Source organism: Spongiactinospora gelatinilytica (assembly GCF_003236385.1).
Taxonomy (GTDB): Bacteria; Actinomycetota; Actinomycetes; order Streptosporangiales; family Streptosporangiaceae; genus Spongiactinospora; species Spongiactinospora gelatinilytica.
Map to the genome: position 1 here is coordinate 1 of NZ_POUA01000659.1, position 1933 is coordinate 1933.

1 protein-coding gene and 1 tRNA gene are annotated in these 1933 nt (G+C 68.6%); both read left to right on the forward strand.

Annotated features, from left to right (window positions below; all coding sequences use genetic code 11):
* The first annotated feature begins 189 nt into the window (after nucleotides 1-189).
* Nucleotides 190-262, forward strand: a tRNA-Glu gene (locus C1I98_RS38320).
* 98 nt (nucleotides 263-360) lie between these two features.
* Nucleotides 361-1386 (forward strand): TlpA disulfide reductase family protein, encoded by a 1026-nt coding sequence (locus C1I98_RS38325; RefSeq protein WP_233508557.1) that lies wholly within the window; start codon nucleotides 361-363, stop codon nucleotides 1384-1386.
* Nucleotides 1387-1933: the final 547 nt, after the last annotated feature.

Below are 1933 nucleotides of genomic sequence, written 5' to 3' on the forward strand. Positions count from 1 at the left end.
AGATGTGTATAAGAGCCAGGGCTGAGACCGGCTGAGCCCGTTCTCAGCTCTATGTCAAGGTGCCTCGGGCTCGCCTTGGCCCGCCTGGGCGGTAAACGTTTTGCCCACCACTTTCGGTGCGGTAGAGTTACAGCCGTCGCCGGGGAGGTCCGGCGCAAGGGAGGGCCTAAAAGCCCTTCCGGCCTGTAAGGTCCCGTCGTCTAGTGGCCTAGGACGCCGCCCTCTCAAGGCGGTAACGCCGGTTCGAATCCGGTCGGGACTACACGTTCGACTCCAACCCCTTGGAAGTATCCAAGGGGTTTTTCGTGTTCTCTCCTGGTGGCACTTGACTAGAGAGCGTCACTCTCCAATCCTTGGAGAGTGACACTATCCAATAACATCACCTTGCTGGCCGACGGACGGGAAGAGCTGATCGACGATCTCGTGCTGCCGTCAGGGAGGCCGGTCCTCGGCTGGAAGCGCAAGCCGCACGGCTGGTGTCGTGGTGACGCCTGCGTTCCGGCCTTCCGCTCCGCCGCTGCCGAGTTGCCACCGGCCCCGGGCACGGCGGAGCCCAGGATCGACCTCGTGGCGTTCGCGCAGATGCTGGGCCGCCAGGTCGTCGTGGATCCGGAGGAGGGCGTGGTGGCCGTCGGCGAGCCGGCACAGCTGTCCGTGGACAAGGCCCCCGGCTTCACACTAGGCGACGACTTCACACTGTCCGACCGCCGGGGCACGAAGGTCGCGCTCGTCTTCTGGGCGTCCTGGTGCGGGTGCCGGTACGACCTGGCGGTCTGGGACGACCTGCACCGCGAGCTGCGGGAGTACGGCTTCGGCGTGGTCAGCGTGTCGCTGGACCGCCGGGCCGAGGACGCCGAGCCCTGGACGAAGGATCTCGCGCACACCGCGCTCGTGGACACGGAGGGGCGGGTGGCGGAGCTGTACGACGTGATCAATGTCCCGACCGTGGTGTGGATCGATGAGGACGGCCGTATCGCCCGCCCCCAGGACACCATGACCGCCACCGACACATTCCGGTCGATGAACGGCCTGTCCTCGGAGGCCGCCACGGCAGCGCTGCGCCGGTGGGTGCGTACGGGGGAGAGCGGCCTGAGCGGGCATGCCGTACGTGAGCACCTGCGCACACCGACCGATGACGAACGACTGGCCCGGCTGCACGGCCGGATCGCGGCCTGGCTGTTTCGCCGGGGGCGTACGGCGGCGGCCGGGCGGCATCTGGCGAAGGCCGCCGAACTCGCGCCCCACGACCTTTCGATCCGGCGCGGACTGATGCCGCTCGCGGGGGTGGATCCGTTCGGGGACGAGTACTTCCGGCTGCGGGAGGAGCTGGAGCGGGCAGGCGTCATGATCTACCGGCCGCTGCCCGACTGGCACATCGCGGGCTAAAGGGCCGCGTATCGGCTCAGGGCACCTGACGGTCTTACGGGTACTCCGACGGGCTCATGGCGAGTTACAGAGCTTCAGAGGGCCGGGTAGGCGCCGGCAGGGGGGAGCGGCGATTGCGCGCTGGAAGGGGAATGGGCCGGACGGGAAGGCGGCCGCGCCGGATCTGACTGGGGGACGGCCATATGGAATGCGGCGAGTGGATGGCGCGTGGCGAACTGAAGCACGGGATGTCGCCGTGGAAGCGGCGCCTGTCCCCGGGCGGGCGAGTGGGAATGCCGTTGCTCGTGGGGTCCGGCGGCGAGTGTGAACGCGTGGCGCGGTGGAGTACGGGAGATGGCGTGAATTCCGCCTTGGTGGTCGTCAGGCGGCGGCTGTCCCGGGCGGGTGGGCCTGGAGTGCCGTTGCTCGTGGCGCGAGTGGCCGAGCCACGCTTGGGGGCGCGTTGCCGAGAACAGAGCGAGATGAGATCCGGGGGTGAAGCCCGGTGAACGAGCCTTCGTGCTAAGTGTGACCGGGTGCCCAGGGGGGCGAGTAGGGGGGCCGCGGC